This window comes from Rhodococcus sp. 14-2483-1-1, assembly GCF_002259335.1.
In the GTDB taxonomy this organism is placed as follows: Bacteria; Actinomycetota; Actinomycetes; order Mycobacteriales; family Mycobacteriaceae; genus Rhodococcoides.
The window spans coordinates 10278-34193 of record NZ_NPFX01000023.1; the positions used below are offsets into that span (position 1 = coordinate 10278).

19 protein-coding genes are annotated in these 23916 nt (G+C 65.4%); 7 read left to right on the forward strand and 12 right to left on the reverse strand.

The genetic code is table 11. The features are described from left to right. The first annotated feature begins 4 nt into the window (after window positions 1–4). Complete coding sequence (gene hrpA / locus CH294_RS23315; protein ID WP_094739201.1) at window positions 5–3901, forward strand: ATP-dependent RNA helicase HrpA; 3897 nt, start codon at window positions 5–7, stop codon at window positions 3899–3901. A 12-nt stretch (window positions 3902–3913) separates the two neighbouring features. On the opposite strand, the gene nrdR is transcribed toward hrpA, so the two are convergent. Together nrdR and CH294_RS23325 are read right to left on the reverse strand one after the other, a co-directional pair. Further along, the gene (gene nrdR / locus CH294_RS23320; protein WP_008716872.1) at window positions 3914–4378 is read right to left on the reverse strand and encodes a transcriptional regulator NrdR; all 465 of its coding nucleotides are present in this window, start codon (window positions 4376–4378) and stop codon (window positions 3914–3916) included. A 101-nt stretch (window positions 4379–4479) separates the two neighbouring features. Further along, a complete protein-coding gene (locus tag CH294_RS23325; protein WP_032403280.1) occupies window positions 4480–4875 on the reverse strand; it encodes a hypothetical protein in 396 nt (131 codons plus the stop codon). 379 nt (window positions 4876–5254) lie between these two features. Between CH294_RS23325 and lexA the strand changes: the two genes are divergently transcribed. Next, window positions 5255–5932, forward strand: a complete 678-nt coding sequence (gene lexA / locus CH294_RS23330) for a transcriptional repressor LexA (RefSeq protein WP_094739202.1) — start codon at window positions 5255–5257, stop codon at window positions 5930–5932. 77 nt (window positions 5933–6009) lie between these two features. Here the strand turns inward: lexA and CH294_RS23335 are convergent, their stop codons facing one another. The 3 genes from CH294_RS23335 to ptsP form a co-directional block, all read right to left on the reverse strand. Continuing rightward, window positions 6010–7152, reverse strand: a complete 1143-nt coding sequence (locus CH294_RS23335) for an acyl-CoA dehydrogenase family protein (RefSeq protein ID WP_032378423.1) — start codon at window positions 7150–7152, stop codon at window positions 6010–6012. Window positions 7153–7301: 149 nt separating this feature from the next. Further along, window positions 7302–8573 carry a solute carrier family 23 protein gene (locus CH294_RS23340; protein WP_170944829.1) on the reverse strand — a complete coding sequence of 424 codons (1272 nt, stop codon included), beginning with the start codon at window positions 8571–8573 and terminating at the stop codon, window positions 7302–7304. Between the two features lie 20 nt (window positions 8574–8593). Beyond that, entirely contained in the window at window positions 8594–10324 is a 1731-nt protein-coding gene (gene ptsP, locus CH294_RS23345; protein WP_094739203.1) for a phosphoenolpyruvate--protein phosphotransferase, read from the reverse strand. A gap of 171 nt (window positions 10325–10495) precedes the next feature. Here ptsP and CH294_RS23350 point away from each other — a divergent pair, with 171 nt between their 5' ends. From CH294_RS23350 to CH294_RS23365, 4 genes are read left to right on the forward strand one after another with little or no spacing between them, the layout of a single operon-like run. After that, on the forward strand, window positions 10496–11263 hold the full coding sequence (locus CH294_RS23350) for a DeoR/GlpR family DNA-binding transcription regulator (protein ID WP_032403279.1): 768 nt from the start codon (window positions 10496–10498) through the stop codon (window positions 11261–11263). Beyond that, window positions 11260–12270 (forward strand): 1-phosphofructokinase family hexose kinase, encoded by a 1011-nt coding sequence (locus CH294_RS23355; RefSeq protein ID WP_032403278.1) that lies wholly within the window; start codon window positions 11260–11262, stop codon window positions 12268–12270. The genes CH294_RS23350 and CH294_RS23355 overlap by 4 nt, the downstream gene beginning before the upstream one ends. A 9-nt stretch (window positions 12271–12279) precedes the next feature. After that, the gene (locus CH294_RS23360; protein ID WP_094739204.1) at window positions 12280–14328 is read left to right on the forward strand and encodes a fructose-specific PTS transporter subunit EIIC; all 2049 of its coding nucleotides are present in this window, start codon (window positions 12280–12282) and stop codon (window positions 14326–14328) included. A gap of 43 nt (window positions 14329–14371) precedes the next feature. Further along, entirely contained in the window at window positions 14372–14629 is a 258-nt protein-coding gene (locus CH294_RS23365) for an HPr family phosphocarrier protein (protein WP_032377711.1), read from the forward strand. 30 nt (window positions 14630–14659) lie between these two features. On the opposite strand, the gene CH294_RS23370 is transcribed toward CH294_RS23365, so the two are convergent. The 5 genes from CH294_RS23370 to CH294_RS23390 form a co-directional block, all read right to left on the reverse strand. Beyond that, complete coding sequence (locus tag CH294_RS23370; protein WP_094739205.1) at window positions 14660–15748, reverse strand: hypothetical protein; 1089 nt, start codon at window positions 15746–15748, stop codon at window positions 14660–14662. 5 nt (window positions 15749–15753) lie between these two features. Next, window positions 15754–17289, reverse strand: a complete 1536-nt coding sequence (gene hflX, locus CH294_RS23375) for a GTPase HflX (RefSeq protein WP_032377709.1) — start codon at window positions 17287–17289, stop codon at window positions 15754–15756. Between the two features lie 79 nt (window positions 17290–17368). Next, complete coding sequence (gene dapF / locus CH294_RS23380; RefSeq protein WP_094739206.1) at window positions 17369–18238, reverse strand: diaminopimelate epimerase; 870 nt, start codon at window positions 18236–18238, stop codon at window positions 17369–17371. A gap of 10 nt (window positions 18239–18248) precedes the next feature. Continuing rightward, the gene (gene miaA, locus CH294_RS23385; protein WP_094739207.1) at window positions 18249–19184 is read right to left on the reverse strand and encodes a tRNA (adenosine(37)-N6)-dimethylallyltransferase MiaA; all 936 of its coding nucleotides are present in this window, start codon (window positions 19182–19184) and stop codon (window positions 18249–18251) included. Further along, entirely contained in the window at window positions 19177–19899 is a 723-nt protein-coding gene (locus tag CH294_RS23390) for a hypothetical protein (protein WP_212709827.1), read from the reverse strand. Before CH294_RS23390 ends, miaA begins: the two co-directional genes overlap by 8 nt. 152 nt (window positions 19900–20051) lie before the next feature. On the opposite strand from CH294_RS23390, the gene CH294_RS23395 reads away from it, so the two are divergent. Beyond that, entirely contained in the window at window positions 20052–21569 is a 1518-nt protein-coding gene (locus CH294_RS23395; RefSeq protein ID WP_094739208.1) for a DUF349 domain-containing protein, read from the forward strand. Between the two features lie 40 nt (window positions 21570–21609). Here the strand turns inward: CH294_RS23395 and CH294_RS23400 are convergent, their stop codons facing one another. Both CH294_RS23400 and miaB read right to left on the reverse strand, forming a co-directional pair. Then, a complete protein-coding gene (locus tag CH294_RS23400) occupies window positions 21610–22197 on the reverse strand; it encodes a hypothetical protein (RefSeq protein WP_032378420.1) in 588 nt (195 codons plus the stop codon). Then, window positions 22194–23717: a tRNA (N6-isopentenyl adenosine(37)-C2)-methylthiotransferase MiaB gene (gene miaB, locus CH294_RS23405; protein ID WP_212709831.1), complete on the reverse strand. Its 1524-nt coding sequence runs from the start codon at window positions 23715–23717 to the stop codon at window positions 22194–22196. The genes CH294_RS23400 and miaB overlap by 4 nt, the downstream gene beginning before the upstream one ends. Window positions 23718–23916 lie beyond the last annotated feature (199 nt).

A 23916-nucleotide genomic window follows, 5' to 3' on the forward strand; every position in this document is an offset into this window, starting at 1 on the left:
GAGTATGTCTACCTCGAATCCGTCCGGTCAGCGAAAATCTCTCGCCACACGTCTGGCGAACGTCACCATCCGCGACGAGAACCGACTGCGGCGGCGGCTGGACAAGGCCCGCACCGACGACGCGTTCGCAGCCCTCGATCGCGATGTCGCTCGCGCCGAAGCCGTGGTCGCCCATCGCAGAGCAGCGGTCCCCACCCTCGAGTTCCCCGAGTCGCTTCCGGTCAGTCTCCGTAAGGACGACATCTCCGCCGCCATCGCCGAGCATCAGGTCGTGATCGTCGCCGGTGAAACCGGCTCGGGCAAGACCACCCAGATTCCGAAGATCTGTCTCGCACTCGGTCGCGGAATTCGCGGGTCGATCGGTCACACCCAACCGCGCCGGCTCGCGGCACGTACGGTGGCCGAGCGCATCGCCGAGGAAGTCGGTGAGCCACTGGGCGAATCCATCGGTTACAAGGTGAGATTCACCGATCAGTCGTCGGATTCGACCCTCGTCAAGCTGATGACCGACGGTATTCTCCTGGCCGAGATCCAGCGAGACAGACTGCTTCGCCAGTACGACACCCTCATCATCGACGAGGCCCACGAGCGCAGCCTCAACATCGACTTCATCCTGGGTTACCTCGCGCAGTTACTCCCCCGGCGACCCGATCTGAAGATCATCATCACCTCGGCCACGATCGATCCGGAACGATTTGCCCAACACTTCGCCCGCGGCGGCGTACCCGCTCCGATCATCGAGGTGTCCGGCCGCACGTTCCCGGTCGAAATGCGCTACCGGCCACTGACCGTCGACGCGGGTGACACCACGATCGACCTCGATCCTGTCGATGCCACTTGCCAGGCCGTCGACGAGCTGATGGCCGAGGGCGACGGCGACATTCTGGTGTTCCTGTCCGGTGAACGCGAGATCCGCGACACCGCGGACGCTTTGAACGACCGCAATCTGCGTAACACCGAGATCGTGCCTCTGTACGCGAGATTGTCTGCGGCCGAACAGCATCGGGTGTTCTCACCGCACTCGGGCCGACGCGTGGTGCTCTCGACGAACGTTGCGGAGACGTCGTTGACAGTTCCCGGCATTCGCTACGTCGTCGATCCCGGCACGGCTCGTATATCTCGATACTCGTTGCGCACCAAGGTGCAACGACTACCCATCGAACGGATCTCCCAGGCATCGGCGCGGCAGCGAGCCGGCCGCTGCGGCCGCGTCGCCGACGGTATCTGCATCCGGTTGTACTCGGAAGAGGACTTCGAGTCGCGGCCGCAGTTCACCGAGCCGGAGATCCTGCGCACCAACCTGGCGTCGGTCATTTTGCAGATGACCGCCCTCGGGCTCGGAAAGATCGACGCCTTCCCGTTCGTCGAGCCACCGGACCCGCGCAGCATTCGGGACGGGATCGGCCTGCTCGAAGAATTGGGGGCGCTGAAGCCGGCCACCAAGGACGGCACGGCGGAACTCACTCCCATCGGCCGGGAACTGTCGGCTCTGCCGGTCGATCCACGAATGGCGCGAATGTTGGTCGAGGCCAACGGCAACGGGTCGCTGCGGGACGCACTGGTGGTGGTGTCGGCCCTGTCGATTCAGGACGTCAGGGAACGGCCCGCCGAGCATCAGCAGGCTGCGGACGAAAAACACGCCCGCTTCGCAGTCGAGAACTCCGACTTCCTGGCTTACGTCAAACTGTGGACGTACCTGCGCGAACAACGGAACGAGCTGTCGTCCAACCAGTTCCGGCGCATGTGCCGCACCGAATTTCTGCACTACCTGCGGATTCGCGAGTGGCAGGATCTACACGGCCAACTCCGTCAGATCACTCGCGGACTCGGTTGGACAGTGCCCGATGCCGACTCCACCGAAACCGCTCTGCACCAATCACTGCTGTCGGGGCTGCTCTCCCACGTCGGACTCAGGGAGGGTGACAAGCGCGAGTTCCTGGGCGCACGCGGAGCGCACTTCGCGATCTTCCCCGGGTCCGGGCTCTTCAAGAAGCCCCCACGATGGGTCATGGCCGCCGAACTGGTGGAGACCGGACGCCTGTGGGGCCGGATGGCCGCTCGCATCGAACCCGAATGGGCCGAGCGGCTCGCACCGCACCTGGTCAAGCGGACGTACTCGGAACCGCACTGGTCCATCAAGCGCGAATCCGCGATGGCGTACGAGCGGGTGACGCTGTACGGCATTCCTCTGGTCACGCAGCGACCGGTGAACTACCACCGCATCGACGCCGAGGCGTCACGGGAGTTGTTCATCAGACACGCACTGGTGGAGGGCGAATGGAAGACCCAGCATGCGTTCTTCCACAAGAACCGGGCTTTACTGGACGACGTCGGTGAACTCGAACACCGTGCTCGGCGGCGCGACATCGTCGTCGACGACGACGCACTGTTCGATTTCTACGATGCGCGCATCGCCCCGGAAGCGGTATCGGCGCGACACTTCGACACGTGGTGGAAGAAAGCCCGTCGACAGGACCCGTCCCTGCTGGACTTCACGACGGACACAGTCGTCAACTCCGACGCGGCCTCGGTGCTCACCGGCGCGTATCCCGACGCGTGGCGACAGGGTGAGATCCAGTTTCCGCTGACCTACCAGTTCGAGCCGGGTACGGCCGCCGACGGAGTCACCGCACGAATTCCGATAGCGCTGCTCGCTCAAGTTCAGCCGGTGGGGTTCGATTGGCTGGTTCCGGGGATGCGCGCGGAGTTGGTGACGGCACTGATCAAGTCGCTCCCGAAAGCTCTGCGCCGCAACGTTGTTCCTGCCCCCGATTTCGCCGCCGCGGCGTTGGCGGTCATGAAACCTCGTGCGGAGACTCTGGTGACGGCATTGGCGCGCGAGCTGTCGCGGGCTGCACAGTGCCACATCACCGCGAAGGACTTCGACACCGCGGCGCTGCCCGACCACCTGAGGATGACCTTCGCGGCCGTCGACCCGAGCGGAAAAGTATTGGGCAGCAACAAAGATCTGGCCGTTCTGCGCACCAAATTGTCCGGCGAAGTCGGTCGTCAGGTTGCGAGTGCAGTCGGCGACGCAGAGCGCGCACCGACTCTCGCGTGGACCTCGGGCACTCTGGGCCGACTGGAGTCGACCGTTACCCGTGATGTCGGCGGACAGAAGGTCACCGGGTACCCGGCGTTGGTGCCCGAAGGACCGGGCGTTGCAGTTCGAGTCCTGAGCACCCCCGCCCAACAGCGAGCAGCGATGCGCTCCGGAACACGGACGTTACTGTTGTCGACGGCACCGAAAGGTACCAAAGCGCTGCTGGCCGGTCTCCCGACTGCCGAACGCCTTGCCCTCGGCCAGAATCCGTACGGCGGTGTCGACGCGCTCCTCGAGGAATGCCGAGTTCTCGCGGTCGAGGAAGCAATGGACGCGCACGGTGGACCTGTTCGAGATCCGGAGGCTTTCGAGAAACTTCGAGCATCGGTCAATGCCGAGGTTCCACAGCGCACCGCGGCGGTACTGGCCCTCGTACGCCCCGTATTGACTGCAGCGCTTGCAGTATCGGGCCAATTGCAGACGGCATCGGGTGAGCCCGCCGAGGATGTACGCGAACAGCTCGAAGGATTGGTCTTTCGGGGCTTCGTCACCGAATTCGGTTCTCGCAGACTGGCAGATCTGCCGCGATATCTCGCTGCAGCGACCAAGAGGTTGGCCACGCTTCCGAGCGGCGCAGGCCGTGATGCGGCTGCGATGGACGTACTCGACCGCGTCTACGCGTCGTACGGACGGCTGCTCGATTCGCTTCCGGAAAACCGGAAGAACAGCGCAGGTGTGCAGGAGCTGTTCTGGATGATCGAAGAATTGCGGGTAGGGCTGTTCGCGCAAGGAATTCGGACTGCATATCCGGTCTCGGAGAAGCGCATCGAGAAGGCGATCTCCGATCAAGCGCGCTGACGTGCGGAACCGTCAGTCGATGTCGGCAGACTCTCGGTGCTTGCGCAGCTCATGTATTTCCTTCTCGAAATCCTCGGCCGAACTGAACGAGCGATACACGGACGCGAACCGCAGATATGCGACCTCGTCGAGGTCGCGCAGCGGACCGAGAATGGCCAACCCCACCTCGTTGCTGGGAATTTCGGCGGAACCGGCGGCGCGGATGGCGTCTTCCACCTGTTGAGCCAAGAGATTCAACGCGTCGTTGTCGACATCTCTGCCCTGGCACGCCCTGCGCACCCCCTTGACGACCTTCTCACGGCTGAACGGTTCGGTGACACCGCTGCGCTTCACGACAGCGAGCACTGCAGCCTCGACGGTCGTGAATCGCCGACCGCATTCCGGGCATGAGCGACGACGCCGAATTGCCTGCCCCTCGTCCATTTCACGCGAATCGACCACGCGTGAGTCGGGATGCCTGCAGAACGGGCAATGCATGAAGGAGCCTCCGTCGTAGCCGATGCGCCGACGTCGAACATACGTGTCGGGGCAGTCAGTCGAGGATACTCAGTCATCGGCGGGTGCGATGGGGCCGGTGGTCATCTACCGGGCGCGTACTCGACTACAGCCCCGTCGTGAACCTCGACCACACCCGCCGGCTGCACCCCTGCGTCGGCCGACGCAGCTCGTAGGTTCGCGATTCCGATCAGGCCACCGGCAACGACGACGACGGCAAGCACCCACAGCACGAGCGATCGCATCCGGACCGGCTGGCCGGCGAAGTGCGCCGAGGTCTCGTCGAATTCGCGATCGGCGGCCTCCCGGTCGGTGACGTCGGTCCAGGACGGCTCCAGAACCGGCAGGCATGGAGTCGTTCGCGCACCGCGCGTCGCGATTGAACTCCGCAGCGCGGGACGAGCACGGCGACGACGCTCGACGACAGTGGACCGGGTACGGACACCTGCGGTGGTGGGGCGATCGGTGGTGATGGTCATCGGAACCTCGTCTTCGCTCGTTGGATCGATTGTTCGATCAGGCGTTCGATGGACGCTTGTTCGAAGTTCTATCACGAGGCTCCGACAAAGTCTGCAGAAAACGCGACACGAGTCGAACAGATGTTTGATTCAACAGCTGATACACGCTAGATTCGTGTCAGAAACCACACGCCACACGAGTCGACACCATCAACTCCAGTCCGCGCAGACCGAACCACGCAGACCGGATCCAGGACATCAGCAGGAGGCCGACAGCATGAAGGACCAGACCTCGACGAGGTCGACCACGGGTTCCAAGACGACGGGTTCCAAGACGACCGCTTCCGCGCCCGCGAAGGCCGCGGCTGGGAAGCCTGCCGCGGAACCGACGCCCAAGGCCATGGAAGTCGGCACCGACATCAGCGCCGGCCTGACGGAGCGACAGCAAAAGGTACTCGAGGTCATTCGAGCTTCGGTGACCGAGCGCGGCTACCCGCCCAGCATTCGTGAGATCGGTGACGCCGTCGGCCTGACGTCGACGTCGTCCGTTGCCCATCAGTTACGCACTCTGGAGCGGAAGGGATTCCTACGGCGTGACGCCAACCGCCCGCGCGCGGTCGACGTTCGCGGCCTCGACGAGGTGCAGGCCGATCAAGCTGCTGCTGCGGTCGACGGTTCGTCCGAGGAACAGGACCGCTTGCCGACTCCCACGTTCGTGCCGGTTCTGGGACGAATCGCAGCCGGTGGACCGATCCTGGCCGAAGAGGCCGTCGAGGATGTCTTTCCACTCCCCCGCGAATTGGTCGGTCAGGGTTCGCTGTTCCTACTCAAGGTCGTCGGCGAGTCGATGATCGATGCAGCGATCTGCGACGGTGACTGGGTCGTGGTCCGTCAGCAGTCCGTGGCCGACAACGGAGACATCGTGGCCGCGATGATCGACGGCGAGGCCACCGTCAAGACGTTCAAGCGGTCGAAGGGCGAGGTGTGGCTGCTGCCGCACAACCCGCTGTTCGAGCCGATTCCGGGTAACAACGCTGCCATCCTCGGCAAGGTCGTCACCGTGATGCGCAAGCTGTAGGGCGACGTCTCTGCAGTGACACGCGAAGGGCCGCAGCACATTGTGCTGCGGCCCTTCGCGTTCGCCGGATCAGCGGATCAGAGGTTCAATCCGCGGCCGATGATCTCTTTCATGATCTCGGTGGTGCCGCCGTAGATCGTCTGGACACGAGAGTCCATGTAGGCCTTGGCGATCGGGTATTCCTTCATGTAGCCGTAGCCGCCGTGCAACTGCAGGCACCGGTCGATCAGCTTGACCTGATTTTCGGTGGTCCACCATTTGGCCATGGCGGCTTCCTGGACGGTCAGGGTGCCCGCGTTGAGCAGTTCGATGAACTTGTCCACCATGATGCGGGTGGCGGTGGTCTCGGTTGCCAACTCCGCCAACACGAAGCGGGTGTTCTGGAACTTTCCGATCGACTTGCCGAACGCCTTGCGATCGCGGCAGTACTGAATTGTCATGTCCAGCGCCGATTCCATGGCCGCAGCGGCGACGACAGCGATCGAGAGCCGTTCCTGGGGAAGATTCTGCATGAGGTAGATGAAGCCCATGCCTTCTTCACCGAGCAGGTTGGCCGCGGGCACGCGAACGTCGGTGAAGCTGAGTTCGGCTGTGTCCTGGGCCTTCATCCCGATCTTGTCGAGATTGCGGCCGCGCTCGAAACCGGGCATGTCGCGCTCTACGACCAGCAGGCTGAAGCCCTGAGCACCCTTCTCGGGGTCGGTGCACGCCACGACGATGATGAGATCGGCGTTGATTCCGTTGGTGATGAACGTCTTCGATCCGTTCAGCACCCAGTCGTCGCCGTCGCGAACGGCCTTGGTCTTGATGCCCTGCAGGTCGCTTCCGGTACCCGGCTCGGTCATGGCGATCGCGGTGATCAGCTCACCCGAGCAGAATCCGGGGAGCCAACGCTGCTTCTGCTCGTCGTTGGCCAGCTCGATCAGGTACGGCGCGACGACGTCGTTGTGCAGGGTGAAGCCGATGCCGCTGTAGCCGCCGCGAGTGGTTTCCTCGGTGACGATGGCGTTGTACCGAAAGTCCTTGACGCCGCCGCCGCCGAACTCCTCCGGTGCAGCCGTTCCGAGGAAGCCCTGCTTACCGGCCTCGACCCAGACGCCGCGGTCGACGATGTTCTGCTCTTCCCACTTCGCGTGATTGGGGGCTACGTGCTGTTCGAGAAACTTCCGGTACGACTCCCGGAACAGCTCGTGCTCGGGCTCGAAAAGTGTGCGTTCCACGCAGATCTCCTTGTTCGGTGCATACCGACGGCGACCTGTGAACGGTGTCATTCGCGGTCGTCGGTACGACTGACGTCACGTTCCAACAGTACGTTCGGGGTGCAGCGAAGGTCGATGACCAAAACGTGCGCGATCCGTGACCGCCCCTGCTAGGTCCGCCGGTCGGCGGTACTTTTCGCGAGCGCCGAGACGATCGGATAGCCCAGCAGGATGCCCAGAGAACCCCACGCGATACCGCCGAGTTCGACCGAACCGACCGACAGCGTGAGGTCGCCGATGCCCGCGACGAGCGCCGCCGCGACAACGATCAGGTTGACCGGATCGGCGAAGTCCACCTTGGCGTCGGTCCAGATCCGAACGCCCAGTAGCCCGATGAGTCCGTACAAAACCAGGGTCGCTCCCCCGATGACGCCGTCGGGGACGGTGAAGATCAGGGCACCGAACTTGGGCGAGAACGCCAGCACTATCGCCGTGAAGGCCGCGACCCAGTACGCGGCTGTCGAATAGACGCGAGTGGCGGCCATGACCCCGATGTTCTCTGCGTACGTGGTGGTGCCCGAGCCACCTGCGGCTCCGGCCAGGGTGGTCGCCAACCCGTCGGCGATCAGCGCATCACCGGCCACGTCGTCGAGGTTCTTGCCGGTCATCGCCGCGACCGCTTTGACGTGTCCGACGTTCTCGGCCACCAGGACGATCACCACCGGCAGCGCTACCAGGATCACCGACAGCTCGAACGACGGTCCACGAAACTCGGGCAGACCGATCCAGCTCGCCGCGCTCAGAGCGTCGAGGCGTGGTTGCGCTATACCACCGGTGACGGCGGCGAAGACCCAGCCCACGACGACACCGAGCAGAATTCCGAGCCGGCCCAGCAGTCCCGGTCCTACGGCCGTGGCCAGCAGAATGGCAACCAGCGTCACTGCAGCGATCAGCGGCTGCGCCTCGAACGACGTTGTTGCGGCCGGGGCCAGATTGAGCCCGATCAACACGACCACCGCGCCGGTCACCACCGGCGGCATCGCTGCATCGAGCACACGCCGGCCGGCGATCTTGACGACGACACCGATCGCCGCAAGCACGACCCCGACACACAGGACGGCACCGAGTTGCGCGGCCGGGCCGTTGGCCTGGGTGGCACCGAGCGGAGCCAGGAATGCGAAGGACGACCCCAGATAGCTGGGCACCCGCCCTCTGGTGATGAGCAGGAACAGCACCGTTCCGACGCCCGAGAACAGCAGTGTCGTCGAGACCGGGAAGCCGGTGATCGTCGGAACGAGCAGCGTGGCACCGAACATGGCGACGACGTGCTGCATCCCGATACCGATGGTGCGCGGCCACGACAACCGTTCGTCCGGTGCCACCACCGCCCCGGACTCGACGGTTTTTCCGTTTCCGTGCAGCGTCCAACCCAGATTTCTCATGATGGCAAAAGACTATTGGGTCAGCCGAGGATCGCGCTCACTGCCTCACGGGCGGCGGCAGTGCTGTCGGTCTTCAGGGCAGCCTCGGCAGCGGCCTTGCACTGATCGAGCGTGACCGTAGCCAACTTGGAACCCACATGTGCGACGGCGGCCGACGCAGCAGACAGAGAAGTGATGCCGAGTCCGACCAACACACAGGCCAGCAACGGATCCGCAGCGGCCTCGCCGCAGACGCCGACCGGCTTTCCGGCCTTGGCTCCTGCGGCAGCGGTGTGCGCCACCAGGGCCAATACCGCGGGCTGCCACGGGTCGGTCAAACCGGCGAGCTGAGCAGACATCCGATCCGCGGCCATCGTGTATTGGGCCAGGTCGTTGGTGCCGATGGACAGGAAGTCCACGTGCTCGAGGATGTGTTCTGCGAGCAGGGCAGCAGCAGGCACCTCGATCATGACGCCGGGGGTCAGTCCGCGTTCACGGACGTCGGCGGCGAAGTCCTTCGCTTCCTGCGCGGTCGCGATCATCGGAGCCATCACCCACGGAGACGAGTCGGTCGCCTTCGCGGCGGCAGCGATCCCGTCGAGCTGTCGATACAGAATGCCGCGATCGGCCTCGGCGATGCGAATGCCACGAATGCCCAGTGCCGGATTGGCCTCGTCGGGATGGGTGGCGAACCTCAGCGGCTTGTCCGAACCGGCGTCGAGGGTGCGCACAACGACCTTCTTGCCTGCGAATGCGTCGAGCACCTGGGCGTATATCTCGGCCTGCTCGTCGACAGTGGGTTCGGAATCGCGGTCCAGGAAGCACAGTTCGGTGCGGAACAGACCGACTCCGTCTGCTGCGCTCGATCGCGCTGCCCGGGCACCCGCCCCGTCCTGCACATTGGCGAGGATGTCGACCGCGTGACCGTCGGCAGTCCTGCCTGGGCCGACCCACTGGGACACTCGGTCGAGCTCGTCGCGGGCGGAGACCACCGCAGCGCGGGCCGAGTCGGCGTCGGGTTCGAGGTCGATGCGGCCGCTCGTTCCGTCGACAGCTGCATTCGTACCTGCCGCGATGTCGTCGAGGCCTGCAACGGCGACGATGCACGGGATGCCGAGCTGGCGGGCGATGATCGCGGTGTGGCTGGTCGGACCTCCGAGCGAGGTCGCAAGTCCGACGATGAGGGTGGGGTCGAGGCCCGCGGTGTCGGCCGGCGCCAGGTCGTCGGCGAACAGAATCGACGGTTCGGCCGGCACGGGAACACCGGACTCAGGAACACCCAGGATCTCGGCGATCACGCGGTCGCGGATGTCGCGCAGGTCTGTCACGCGCTCGGCCATCAGGCCGCCGAGCTGGGTGAACATGGCAGCGAACTTCTCGGTGGCCGCAGCGGTTGCGGCGACGGCAGAACTGCCCTTGGCGATCGAGGAGCGCGCCGCACCGAGCCATCCGCGGTCGGTTGCCATCGCGGCATTGGCCGACAGAACCTCCGACGCAGCTCCCGTCGCCAGCTCGGCGCGACCGCGCAATCGAGTGGCAACGGCGTTCGCGGCAGCATCGAACACAGCCTTCTCGGACTCCCGATCGGCCTCTGCCACCTCGCCGGTATCGGCGGGAATGGACGGACGAGCACCGGGGCGAATGACGGGACCGTATCCGACACCGGGCACGACGGGCGTGCCGCGCAGTGTCGTCTGCGCTGCTCCGGTCCCGGCAGCATCGACTGTCGTGTCTGCGTGTCCGGTCGACGCGGTGCTAACCGATCCCGTCATGTGGTCCTCCTCGGATCCTGCGTGAACAAATGGTCTTCGTACTGATCGGCGAGCTGTGGCGTACTCAATTGCTTGCCTGTGTTGTGACCGAGATTACTCCAAAGCCTTGACATGTCAACACACACGGGCGTAAAACAACATAAAGCAACATCAACCGGGAAGGAGACGCAGGTGTACGCCGAAGAACGACAGCACGCGATTGCCGAACTGATCAGTACCCACGGACGCGTCTCCGTCAACGATCTTTCTGCCACGTACGGCGTCACCACCGAAACCGTGCGGCGCGACCTCGCCACTCTCGACCGAATGGGAGTCGTGCGCCGCGTCCACGGTGGAGCAGTACCCGCATCCGCTCTGACCACACTCGAGCCCGGCGTATCCGAGCGCGAATTCACTCGCGCAGATCAGAAGGATGCAATCGCAGCCGCGGCGTTGTCCTTCCTGCCGCCGGTGGGCGGCAGCGCCGTGTTCGACGCCGGCACCACGACGGGCCGGCTGGCAGGCCTGCTTCCACACGATCGCGAGCTGATATTGGTGACCAACTCGGTACCGATCGCCGCTCGGGCTGCGACCATGCCGAACATCAATCTTCGATTGCTCGGCGGGCGTGTCCGCGGAACCACTCAGGCGGCCGTCGGCGACGAAGCACTGCGCGCTCTCGAATGGCTCCGGGTGGACGTCGCGTTCATCGGCACCAACGCCATCAGCGTCGGGCACGGGCTGTCCACCCCGGACAGCGACGAGGCAGCAGTCAAGCGCGCGATGGTCGATGCAGCGAATCATGTTGTCGTACTCGCTGATTCGTCGAAGATCGGCCGCGAGCACCTGGTGAGTTTCGCCCGAGTGGAGTCCATCGACGTCATCGTCACCGACAGCGACATCTCTACCAACGACCGTAAGAATCTCAGCGACAAAGGAATCGAGGTGGTGATCGCATGATGGTCACACTCACGGCCAACCCGAGCATGGACCGTACGGTCACACTCGACGCACCACTCGTCCGCGGCGGCGTGCACCGGGCGTCGACGTCGGCCACCGACCCGGGCGGCAAGGGCGTCAACGTCGCTCGCGTTCTCGGCGGATCCGGAGTCGAGGCGTTGGCAGTGCTCCCGGCCAACGTCGGCGACCCGCTGCTCGACGCGATGGCCGCGAAAGGAGTGCGCTACTCGGCAGTTCCGACGTCGGGGCTTGCCCGAACCAACATCACGGTCAGCGAGATCGGTGGTACCACCACCAAGATCAACGAGCCGGGCGCAACGGTGTCGGAGCAGACCCGCGCCGAGCTGCGGGAACGAGTGCTCTCTCTCGCAGTCGGTGCCGAATGGGTTGTTCTGTCGGGTTCCCTTCCTCCCGGCCTACCGGTGGATTGGTATGCCGAGCTCGTCACCGCGTTGCGCGCCACCTCGGCGAAGGTCGCCGTCGACACCTCCGACGAGCCGCTCCTCGCTCTCGCGGCAGCGTTCCCGGCATCGGCTCCGGACCTGATGAAACCCAATTCCGAGGAACTTGCCCAACTGACCGGGTACGATTCCGAGGAGCTGGAAAGCGCAGCGGCACAGGGCGATCCCACTGCCGCCATCGCGGCCAGCACCATCCTTCTCGGCCGAGGGGTCGGCGCGGTACTGGCTACGCTCGGCAGCGCCGGGGCCGTACTGGTCACCGAGGACGGTTCCTGGTACGCCAGCCCGCCCCCGATCACCGCAGTCAGCACGGTCGGCGCGGGCGATTCCTCACTCGCCGGCTACATCCTCGCCGATGCCGAGAACTGCTCCGCCGCAGACAAACTACGCCGCGCCGTCGCCTACGGAACAGCAGCCACCGCACTACCAGGCACCACGCTTCCACTGCCCGAGCAGACCCACCCGACTTCGGTGACGGTTCGCGCGCTCGACCTCCCCACGTCCGTCACCCCGTCCACGCTCTCTCCTTCTTCGAACCGTCTCTAGGAGTCTCTAATGTCCAGCCCCACCGAAGATCAGCAGATCATCGCCGAGGATCTGATCCTCCTCGACGCCGATCTCGGCGAATCCAAGGATGCCGTCATCGAACGCCTCGCCGGTGTTCTGGCATCCGCAGGTCGCGCAACCGACACCGACGCTCTGCGTGACGCCGCACTGGCCCGCGAAGCGCAGTCGGCAACCGGTCTGCCCGGCGGCATCGCCATTCCGCACTGCCGCTCCGAGGCAGTCACCTCGGCCTCGCTCGGCTTCGCACGCCTGAACCCGAAGGTCGATTTCGGAGCCCCCGACGGCCCCGCAGACCTCGTCTTCCTGATCGCCGCTCCGGCCGGTGCCGGTTCGGCCCACATGAAGCTGCTCTCCAGCCTGGCCCGAGCACTGGTGAAGCCGGAGTTCGTCACCTCACTGCGCAACGCGTCCTCGGCGACCGAGATCGTCACGCTCGTCGACGGTGTCATCAACCCGGCTGCCAAGCCTGCCGCAGCCACTGCTGCCGCAGCTCCGGTCGACACCGCCAAGCACAGCGCGGCCGCCACCCCGGCCGAAGCGTCAACGGCCCCGAAGCACATCGTCGCGGTCACCGCCTGCCCCACCGGAATCGCGCACACCTACATGGCTGCCGACTCGCTCGTCGCCGCAGGCGAGCGCGCCGGAGTCACCGTTCACGTGGAGACCCAGGGCTCGAGCGGCAGCACGCCGCTGGATCCTTCGATCATCGCCGGAGCCGAAGCAGTCATCTTCGCCACCGATGTGGGCGTCAAGGGCCGCGAACGTTTCGCAGGCAAGCCCGTGATCTCCTCGGGCGTCAAGCGCGCCATCAACGAGCCCGACGTCATGCTCACCGAAGCACTTCGTGCCGCACTGAACCCGGATGCAGCTCGCGTCGGAGGTACCGCAGTGGCTGCCGGCTCGAACGACTCCGCAGGTGAACTCGGCTGGGGCACCCGCATTCGCCAGATCCTGCTGACCGGCGTCAGCTACATGATCCCGTTCGTCGCGGCCGGTGGTCTGCTGATCGCGCTCGGCTTCCTGCTCGGCGGATACGAGATCTCCGGCGTGGCCGAAGATATCGTCGTCAACAACTCGATCACCGCACTTCCCGACGGCGGACTGACGACGTATCTCGGTGCCGTGCTCTTCCAGATCGGCGCACTCTCGTTCAGCTTCCTGGTCCCCGCGCTGGCCGGCTACATTTCCTACGCCATTGCAGACAGACCAGGTTTGGCACCAGGATTCACCGCAGGAGCGGTCGCCGTTCTGGTGGGTGCAGGCTTCATCGGCGGTCTCGTCGGTGGTCTGATCGCCGGCTTCGTCGCACTGTGGATCAGCAAGTGGAAGATCCCCGCCGTTCTGCGCGGCCTCATGCCGGTCGTCATCATTCCGCTGTTCGCCACCCTCATCGTCGGCGCGATCATGTTCCTGCTGCTCGGCAAGCCCCTCGCCGCGATCACCAGCGGACTGACCGACTGGCTCAACGGACTCAGCGGTTCCTCGGTCATCATCCTCGGCATCATCCTCGGCCTGATGATGTGCTTCGACCTCGGCGGACCGGTCAACAAGGCTGCCTACGCATTCGCGACGGCAGGCCTGTCGGTCACCGACACCGCATCACTGCGCATCATGGCCGCAGTCATGGCCGCAGGAATGGTGCCGCCGCTCGCCATGGCACTGGCCTCGACCGTTCGCTCGCGTCTGTTCACCGAGGCGGAGCGTGAGAACGGCAAGGCTGCCTGGTTCCTCGGAGCAGCATTCATCTCCGAGGGCGCAATCCCGTTCGCTGCGGCCGACCCGTTCCGCGTCATCCCCTCGATGATGGCCGGTGGCGCAGTCACCGGTGCCATGATCATGGCCTTCAACGTCACCCTCAGCGCGCCCCACGGCGGAATCTTCGTGTTCTTCGCCATCGGAAACATCCTGTGGTTCATCGTGTCTCTGGCCGTCGGAACCATCGTCTCGGCGTTCCTGGTCGTCTCGGCCAAGCAGTTCGTCAAGGGCAAGAACGCCCCGACCGAGGCCGAACTCGATCCGGCACTCGCCACCGTCTGACACTCGCTACGATCGCAACGACCCCACTACGAAGGAGCAGCACATGCCCAGCACCACAGTCGCCGTCGGATCTTCGATCGGTCTGCACGCTCGTCCCGCAGCACTGATCGCCGACGCCGTCGCCGAAGCCGGCGTGGACGTCACCCTCGCAGTGGCCGACTCGGAGCCGGTGGACGCAGGTTCGGCCCTGATGATCATGACGCTCGGAGCCACCAAGGGCACCGAAGTCACCGTCACCAGTGACGACCAGGCAGCACTGGACAAGGTGGTCGCACTCGTCGAAGCAGACCTGGATGCATAGGTCGTTCCGCAGGCTCCACTCCTGCGACGCCTAACGAGAACGGATCGATCGCCGGACGGTGAATCCCACCGCTCCGGCGATCAGCACCACACCGGCAGCGACGGCCGCTCGGAATTCCCATTCCGAGTCCGTCGCTGTCGGCGTCTCCGAGGGCTGATCTGCGCTCGGTGTCGGCGATACCGAGTCCGGCGCTGCGGGTTCGGGGGCAGAAAGCTCCATGGACTGCGCATCCGGAAGTCGAAGAATGGGTGGAAGAATTCCGTCGGTGGGACCGAACCCGGCCTCCGATGCCAGGAGCAGGCTTCCATCGGCCAGGAACGCCAGTGCCTCACCCTGCGGTTGATCGGGTAACGCCACCACCGCACGCGGCGCGTCCGGGTCGACCAACGCCGACGCGATGTCGCCGCCGGACGAACGAAACAGGTACGCATCGGTGTACGTGCGCACCGCGCCGACGGTGCCGTCGGCGCTCACCGCTCCCCCGGTCGCCAGAATCGATCCGACCACGAACGGCGGACCACCGACAGTCCCGGTAGCGGAGAACGCCATGTCGCCTACCTTGCGGAGCGCCGTCGGCCCCGGACTGCTCAGTTCGGTGACGGATTCGTCTCCGGTCGGTACGTACACTCCGCTGACGCCCGAGAGTTCCTTGGTGACGATCACCGGTCGACCGCCGGCTTCGATCAATACCGTCTCGGCGTCGTGCGCGCCGTCGGGGTAGGTGAGCCGGTGCAGTTCGCCCGCGCCCGTTACCGGGTCCATTCGCGTCAATGCCACTGTGTCGCGCCGCATCTGGTTGTCGCCGATGTCGGCCAACCACAGCGAACCGTCGTACGCGGTCAGGTCCTCGACGTCGTACGGGTCGACGGGTACGTCGATCCACCGATCCACAGCACAGTTCGCGTCGAGCACCGCGACCCGATCGTCGGCCCCACTGTCTCCGATCGCGTACAGGACACCGTCGATCGACGTCATCCCGGACAATTCCGCGAGACCGGGATCAGTTGGCAGACAGTATGTTTCCGCATCGATCGGTGCGGCGAACGCCGTTCCGGAGAACGCGGTGGCGGTGGCGACCACAGACGCGGCAACGCCACGCACCACCAGCCGCGGCCCCATCGACTTCAGGCGCTGGGGACGATCGCCGTGAACTCGACGAGCGCAGCGGCCAGCGACTGCGGCACCCGAGCTTCGACGCGAGTGCCGTCCTCCTCGTGCGTGGACTGCACGATTCGACCATCGGTGTGGATCCGCGCGACCAGATCACCGCGGGTGTACGGCACGAGGACGTCCACCAGCACGTCGGGCTCGGACAGGATGTCGCCGAGGTGATCGCGCAGTGCGTCGATGCCCTCACCGGTCTTCGCCGAAACGAACCGTGCGCCGTCGAGCAGCCCGCGCAACTGCGTGAGCTGCACCGGGTCGGCAGCGTCGATCTTGTTGACCACCAACAATTCCGGCGGCATCTTCGCGTCCTGCTCGCGAACCACGTCGGTGATCACTTCACGGACGGCCTTGATTTGATCGAGTGGGAGCGGATCGGACCCGTCGACGACGTGCAGCAGCAGATCGGCATCGGTGACCTCCTCCAGCGTCGAGCGGAAAGCCTCGACCAATTGAGTCGGGAGATGCCGGACGAAGCCGACGGTATCGGTCAGCACGATTGCGCGGCCATCCTCGAGAGTCGACTTACGCGTCGTGGGATCGAGGGTGGCGAACAGCGCATTCTGAACCAGCACACCGGAACCGGTCAACGCGTTCAGCAGACTCGACTTGCCCGCGTTGGTGTAACCGACGATCGCGATGGACGGCACTGTGCCGCTCAATCGCTGTTCCCGTTTGGTGTCACGGGCCTGCTTCATGCCCTTGATCTCGCGGCGCAGCTTGGCCATTCGCTCACGGATGCGTCGACGGTCGGTCTCGATCTTCGTTTCACCCGGTCCACGCAGACCGACACCGCCGTTGCTACCCGCACGGCCACCGGCCTGACGCGACATCGACTCGCCCCAGCCGCGAAGCCTGGGCAACATGTACTCCATCTGAGCGAAAGCGACCTGCGCCTTGCCTTCTCGCGACGTCGCATGCTGCGCGAAGATGTCGAGGATCAGCGCGGTGCGGTCGATGACCTTGACCTTGACGACCTTCTCCAGAGCGTTGAGCTGGGCGGGAGTCAGCTCGCCGTCGCAGATCACCGTGTCGGCTCCGGTCGCGAGCACGATGTCGCGGACCTCTTTTGCCTTACCGGAACCGATGTACGTCGCAGCATCGGGCTTGTCGCGCCGTTGCATCAACGCTTCGAGTACCTCCGAGCCTGCCGTCTCGGCCAGCGCCGCAAGTTCGGTCATGCTGGACTCCGCCTGCGCAGCCGTACCGGTGGTCCACACTCCGACCAGCACCACGCGTTCGAGGCGCAGCTGTCGGTACTCGACCTCGGTGACGTCGGTGAGCTCGGTGGACAGGCCGGCCACTCGTCGTAGCGCGGTGCGCTCTTCGAGCTGCATGTCACCCGACGACGGGTCCTCGTCGTTGAGCGGAGATCGGGCCAACCGCCTCGACCACGCGTCGGACTCCTCGCGGGTCCATGCAGATGCGGTGTCGGGTGAACCGTCGGCATTCTCGACCGGTTCGCCCGCAGGTGATGTTTCATGTGAGTTCGTCATACATCCCCCATGATCCACGAAAATCCCAGCGTATGCACGCGGGTTTCGACTCCGCCCACGCATGGTGCCCGAGGAGACGTCAGTTCTGGGCCGCGAACCATCGGTCGTCGATCATGCCGCGGGCAAGCAGGACCGAGGGCCCGCGGAGTGTGGCACCGACGTGATCGATATGCACGCTGACCTGACCACCGAGTACGCCGACGCTCACCTCACCGGTCTCGAGACCCTCGTACGACAGCGCGGCCGCGGCTGCGGCCACAGTGCCGGTGCCACACGACCGCGTCTCGCCGACGCCACGCTCGAACACCCGCATCTCGACACCTCCGTCGTCCAGCCTGGTCAGCAGCTCCACGTTCGCCCCGCGGGGAAAGAACTCGGGGTCCAGGGTCGGCGGTGCGGACAGGTCGAGCGCGCCCAGAGCCGCACGGGTCAGCGTGCCGTCGACGCAGGCCAGATGCGGGTTGCCGACGTCTATCCCGACGCCCTCGTACGAGCCACCCGCAATGGCCACCGAGCTCGAGCCCATCAACGTCACATCACCCATCGCGACGGTGACATCGGCGTCGGTGTCGTCGAACGAGTGCACCGTCACCGCGCGGGCACCGGCCCGCGAACCCACCACGAACTGATCGCGATGTTCGAGGTCGTGCACGCGCAGGTAGTGGGCGAACACGCGAACACCGTTGCCGCACATCTCGGCTATCGTGCCGTCGCCGTTGCGATAGTCCATGAACCAGTCGTCGGGCTCGACACCGGACGGAAGTCGATCGAGTACGCCTGCATCTCGGAGTACACCGGCTCGGGCGACGCGCAGGATGCCGTCCGCACCGATGCCCTGGCGTCGATCGCACAACACCGCGACTGCCGATCTGGTGAGTTCGAGCTCGGCTGACGGATCCGGCAGTACGACGAAGTCGTTCTGAGTTCCGTGGCCTTTGGCGAATTCCATGGTCTCGAGTCTACGGGGGGTCGATGACACCCAGGGCGTCCGAGGTCAACGTGGACGACGCGCCGTCGAGCCAGCACACCCGGTCGTCTCGGCGGAACCAGGAACGCTGCCGTCGCACGTATCGCCTGGTGCCGATGAACGTGCGCTCACGGGCGTGCTCGATGTCGTACACCCCCGCCAATACGTCGAGAGCCTGCGCGTACCCGATTGCCCGCGACGCCGTGACCCCTTCACGCAATCCGAGCCCGAGCAGGCCTTCCACCTCGTCGAGCAGTCCGGTGTCGAACATCAGCCGGGTGCGGATATCGATTCGCTCGTCCAGTTCAGCGGTGTCGCGATCGACTCCCAATATGATTGTGTCCCAACGTGGTTCACCGATCTTCGGGGCCGATGCCGCGAACGGCTTCCCGGTCAGCTCCACCACCTCCAGCGCGCGGACCATACGACGACCGTCGGTGGGCAGAATCGACGCGGCGGCCTCGGGATCGGCCACCGTCAACGCGCGATGGATCTCGTCGACCCCGTCGCGTTCGAGCACGTCTTCCCATTTCGCGCGGACGACCGGATCCGTGGCCGGAAAGGCCCACTCGTCGAGCAGTGATTGCACGTACATCATCGATCCGCCGACGATGATCGGTCGCCGGCTTCTGGATCGGATGTCGTCGACGTCCGCGACGGCAGCGCCCTGGTAGCGCGCAACGGTCGCGATATCGGTGACCTCGAGCACATCCAACTGGTGGTGCGGTATGCCGCGACGCTCTGCTACCGACAGCTTCGCGGTCCCTATGTCCATCCCCCGGTACTGCTGCATCGCGTCGATGTTGACGATCTCGCCGCCGAGCTTCTCTGCCAGATCGAGTGCCAGAGCGGACTTGCCCGTGGCCGTCGGCCCGATCACCGCGATCGGGGTCGTGGCCGGATCGTACGAGCCGGGTTCGTCAGGCACGGGACCACGTTCCGACGTAGTACCCGACACCGAAGGGGGCCCCACGGTAGAGCTCGGTAGCCGTGATGGTGACCGAGCCGACGGTGGCCGCCAGCACCTGCCATGCCGCCCGTCCGCTCACGCCGACCGCCGCGCACAGGTCCGCATCGAGGTTCGCCAGTGCATCGACATCGGCCGCGGCGAGGGCATCGTCGATCCGCTGCTGAATCGCTGCGGCCCGCTCGTCGAACGAGCCCGGTGCCTTGGCAGTCAGCGTGTTCGCGCCGTCTGCCAGCACCAGAATGCCCCAGCTCTCGGACGACGCGTCGAGTTCGCGCCGCAGCTCCGCGCCGTGTGTCGCGCACCATTGGGCACTCGCGTCGGCGGGGACCGTCCGGACCTCGACCGCAGAGTCCGGATCGCTCGTTCCGCGCAACCAACCGGCGATCAGGACGGACAACGGCAGTTCAGGGTCCGGCAGAGTCGACGACGGTCGATCGGACAGTCGCACCACGATGTCGACGCCGAAGCCGCGAAACGTACCGACTGTGGTCGCGTCGTACGTCTCTTCGCTGTGATCGACACCGATCGCCATCCACCGGTCGACCTTCGACGTCAGCTGCGTCACCGCGTCGGCCGCGGCGGCGCGAAGATCGGCCGTCTCGGCAGCACTGGAGCCCATCAGTTCGGGGACGAGCAACGGTGGAGAGGGCACCAGGGCCGCGGCACGAAACACGAACACCACGGTAGTCGGTGGCGCGACTTGGCCGGACGAGTCCACCTCGAGTCGTCTGAGCTGTTTCAATGGTCCGATCGGTCGTCACCTAGTTCAATGGTGTCCAGATCGCGAGTGAAGGCAGCCGTGACGCGCGGCAGAGATGAGGAACAATGACCGACCCGAACGCCGGCACGCCCACCGAGGCCACATCCTCGGGTGCACCTGCCCCGACCCCCGGTGCCGCCCAGCCCGGCACCTCGACCCCCGGCGGATCCGAGCCAGGCCGTGTAACCGAGCAGAGCAGTGCACCGAAGCCCGGCAGCGGCCCCAAGCCAGGCGGGGGGCCGAAGCCCGGTGGTGGCCCCAAGCCAGGCGGCCCAGGTGCCGGTTCTCCTCGTCCCGGCGGTTCGGCCGGAGCCAAACCCCACCCGGCGTCCTCGCACGTCGCCACTGTGGTCCCCACGGTCGCCCCGGCAAGCGATCCCAGCAAGTTCGGCAGAGTCGACGACGACGGCACCGCGTGGGTGACCACCGCCGACGGCGAGCGGCAGATCGGGTCATGGCAAGCCGGCGACGCAGCCGAGGGCCTCGCACATTTCGGTCGTCGCTACGACGACCTGGCCACGGAGGTCGGTCTGCTCGAGGCTCGATTGACCTCGGGCACCGGCGATGCCAAGAAGACCAAGGCCGCCGCCTCCTCGTTGCTGGAGAGCCTGCCGACCGCTGCGGTCATCGGCGATCTCGACCTGCTCGCCCGACGACTCGACGCCGTCGTCGAGCACTCCGACGCCGCAGCGGCCGTGGCCAAGCACGAGAAAGAACTCGAACGAGCCGAGCACACTGCTCGCAAGGAGGCTCTCGCAACCGAGGCCGAGCAGATCGGCAGTGAATCGACGCAGTGGAAGCAGGCCGGAGATCGGCTACGCGAGATTCTCGACGAGTGGAAGACGATTCGCGGGGTGGACCGCAAGGTCGACGATGCTCTGTGGAAGCGCTACTCCAAGGCCCGGGAGAACTTCAACCGCCGCCGCGGCGCGCACTTCGCCGATCTCGACCGCGAACGAGGGGCCGCGAAAGTCCGCAAGGAAGAGTTGGTCGAGCGCGCCACGGCGTTGTCCTCGTCGACGGACTGGGGTCCCACTGCGGCCGCGTTCCGCGATCTTCTGGTGGAGTGGAAGGCGTCGGGGCGGGCTCCTCGCGACGCCGACGACGCCCTGTGGAAGAACTTCAAGGCTGCCCAGGACGTGTTCTTCGCGGCACGGAACGCGGCGGCTTCCGAACGGGATGCCGAGTTCGAAGCCAACGCCGAGGCCAAGGAAGCTCTGTTGGCCAAGACTCACATCGATCCGAGCAAGGATCTCGATGCGGCTCGATCCGCACTGCGTGACCTGCAGGACAAGTGGGATGCCATCGGCAAGGTTCCGCGCGAGAAGATGCAGGAACTCGAAGGCAAACTGCGCGCGATCGAGAAGTCCGTGCACGACGCCGTGGAGTCGCAGTGGCGTCGTTCCGACCCCGAGGCGGTCGCCCGCGCTGCTCAGTTCCGCGAACGGGTGGCCCAGTTCGAGGATCAGGCGGCAAAGGCGACGGCAGCAGGAAAGACCAAGGACACCGAGCGCGCACTGGCTCAGGCGCAGCAGTGGCGTGAATGGGCCGACGCGGCCGAGAGTGCCGTAGACGAGCTGTAATTCGTCAACGGCACTCCTGACTGGGGACGGCCGATCGGACCTACGGGGCCGAGTGGCCGTCCCACAGTCGCAGCTTCTGTTCGCCCGACGCGGCCGCGATGCGTCGCTGTTCCTGAGCTGCGAGTTGCGAGTTCGTCTTGTTCCACACTGCTTTGAGCCAGTGGAATGTCAACGCCATCACGGCGATCCACGCGATGATCAGACCGATCCCCGGCCCGGCGCCCTGCAGGTTGTCCGGCACGGTCTGCCTCGACCAGATCGAGAGCATCCCGAACACCGACGACACCGCGCAGCCGGCAAGCGCCGCCCAGGCCAACGCCCACATTCGGGTGACGAGCGCCAGTACGGACATGACCACACCGAACGTCAGCACCAGCACGACGAAGATCCGCGACGGCAGTGCAATCGATTCGGCGACTGCCGCATCGCTACCGGAGAGCACATCGAATCCGCTGGCAGATCCGGTGTGCGGCAACGCGAATGTGACCAGTAGGACCAGCACCAGCCCGGCCACGACCATGGCACGCGCGCCGGGGTCCAACTCGGTCATCACCGCTCTCTCGGTTCGTCCGAGTTCCTCTGCGGATCGTGAAGGTACGACGCGGTCGGGTCCGTCTGTCTCGGTCATACGTTGCATCCTGTCTGAACCGGAAGCGGCGCCGGTGCGCCGATCGAGGGAAGTCCGAGGCCGACGCCGATCGGTGCCGTCTTCGGCATGACGCCGCGTTCGTGCGCGTCGCCTGCTGCCGTGCGGCGGTGCGTGAGCACTCCCGCATCAGCGATGAGGTGGTACGGAGCGGCCGCGGTGAGGGTGGTGGTGACGACGTCGCCCGGGCGAATATCGCTCGCTCTGTCGGCGTCGACGGCGAAGTGCACGAGTCGACCGTCTCGTGCGCGACCGCTCATCCGATGCGTGGCGGCATTCTTCCGCCCCTCACCGGTCGCGACCAGCAGTTCGACTTCGGTACCGATCAGCGCCTGGTTGGCGGCGAGAACGATCTCTTCCTGCAACGCGATCAACCGCAGATACCGTTCCTGCACAACTTCTTTGGGGATCTGATCGGGCATGTCGGCGGCGGGTGTACCTGGACGCTTGGAGTACTGGAAGGTGTAGGCGTTCGCGAACTTCGCGCGGCGCACCACGTCGAGGGTTTGCTCGAAATCCTCTTCGGTCTCGCCCGGGAAGCCGACGATGATGTCGGTGGTGATGGCTGCGTGCGGCATGACCGCGCGCACTTTGTCGATGATGCCCATGAACTTCGTCTGCCGATAGGACCTGCGCATCGCCTTGAGGATTCGATCCGATCCGGACTGCAGTGGCATGTGCAGAGTGGGGCAGATGTTCGGGGTAGACGCCATCGCCTCGATGACGTCATCGGTGAATTCGGCCGGATGCGGAGACGTGAAGCGCACCCGCTCGAGTCCATCGATCGAGCCGCAGGCGGTCAGCAGAGACGCGAACGCGCCGCGATCACGAGGCATGTCCGGATCGGCGAACGAGGCACCGTAGGCATTGACGTTCTGACCGAGCAGCGTCACTTCGAGCACGCCCTGGTCCACCAAAGCCTGCACCTCGGCGAGGATGTCGCCCGGTCGGCGGTCGATCTCCTTGCCGCGCAGCGCCGGGACGATGCAGAAGGTGCAGGTGTTGTTGCAGCCCACGGAGATCGACACCCAGCCCGCGTACGTCGACTCCCGCTTCGCGGGCAGGGTGGACGGAAAAGCTTCCAAGGACTCGAGAATCTCGACCTGGGCCTGCTCGTTGTGCCGGGCGCGCTCGAGCAACACCGGCAGCGACCCGATGTTGTGGGTGCCGAACACGACGTCGACCCACGGAGCCTTGTCGACCACCGTGTTGCGATCCTTCTGAGCCAGGCAGCCACCGACAGCGATCTGCATGTTGGGGTTTCGCGTTTTCGCCGGCCGCAACATGCCGAGGTTGCCGTAGAGCTTGTTGTCGGCGTTCTCCCGCACCGCGCACGTGTTGAAGACGACGAGGTCGGCATCGGTGCCGGCGTCCGCAGGAACGTAGCCGGCCTCCTCCAACAGACCCGACAGCCGCTCGGAATCGTGAACGTTCATCTGACAACCGTGCGTACGCACCTCGTAGCTGCGGGGAACTGCCGCCGACGGGTCGGTCACCGGCACGGGATCGGTACTCCCACGATCGGCCACGTCCACGGTCGGAAAAACACTCGTCTGCACCCCTCCAGGGTACGTCCACCGCACCGACCGGCCCGCCGGGGTCGCAGGCTCCACCACAGACTGTGCAGGGCCGATGCGGGCCGACAGTAAAGTTTCCATTACATAATCGAAGATGGCAGGCGAAAACGCCGGTCGGCGAGGA

Bases quoted from the DNA above. Each gene is read 5' to 3' on its own strand.
- hrpA (WP_094739201.1), top strand. From the start codon at position 5: ATGTCTACCTCGAATCCGTCCGGTCAGCGAAAATCTCTCGCCACACGT.
- nrdR (WP_008716872.1), bottom strand. From the start codon at position 4,378: ATGCATTGCCCGTTCTGCAGGCATCCCGACTCACGCGTGGTCGATTCG.
- CH294_RS23325 (WP_032403280.1), bottom strand. From the start codon at position 4,875: ATGACCATCACCACCGATCGCCCCACCACCGCAGGTGTCCGTACCCGG.
- lexA (WP_094739202.1), top strand. From the start codon at position 5,255: ATGGAAGTCGGCACCGACATCAGCGCCGGCCTGACGGAGCGACAGCAA.
- CH294_RS23340 (WP_170944829.1), bottom strand. From the start codon at position 8,573: ATGAGAAATCTGGGTTGGACGCTGCACGGAAACGGAAAAACCGTCGAG.
- ptsP (WP_094739203.1), bottom strand. From the start codon at position 10,324: ATGACGGGATCGGTTAGCACCGCGTCGACCGGACACGCAGACACGACA.
- CH294_RS23355 (WP_032403278.1), top strand. From the start codon at position 11,260: ATGATGGTCACACTCACGGCCAACCCGAGCATGGACCGTACGGTCACA.
- CH294_RS23360 (WP_094739204.1), top strand. From the start codon at position 12,280: ATGTCCAGCCCCACCGAAGATCAGCAGATCATCGCCGAGGATCTGATC.
- CH294_RS23365 (WP_032377711.1), top strand. From the start codon at position 14,372: ATGCCCAGCACCACAGTCGCCGTCGGATCTTCGATCGGTCTGCACGCT.
- CH294_RS23370 (WP_094739205.1), bottom strand. From the start codon at position 15,748: ATGGGGCCGCGGCTGGTGGTGCGTGGCGTTGCCGCGTCTGTGGTCGCC.
- hflX (WP_032377709.1), bottom strand. From the start codon at position 17,289: ATGACGAACTCACATGAAACATCACCTGCGGGCGAACCGGTCGAGAAT.
- dapF (WP_094739206.1), bottom strand. From the start codon at position 18,238: ATGGAATTCGCCAAAGGCCACGGAACTCAGAACGACTTCGTCGTACTG.
- CH294_RS23395 (WP_094739208.1), top strand. From the start codon at position 20,052: ATGACCGACCCGAACGCCGGCACGCCCACCGAGGCCACATCCTCGGGT.
- CH294_RS23400 (WP_032378420.1), bottom strand. From the start codon at position 22,197: ATGACCGAGACAGACGGACCCGACCGCGTCGTACCTTCACGATCCGCA.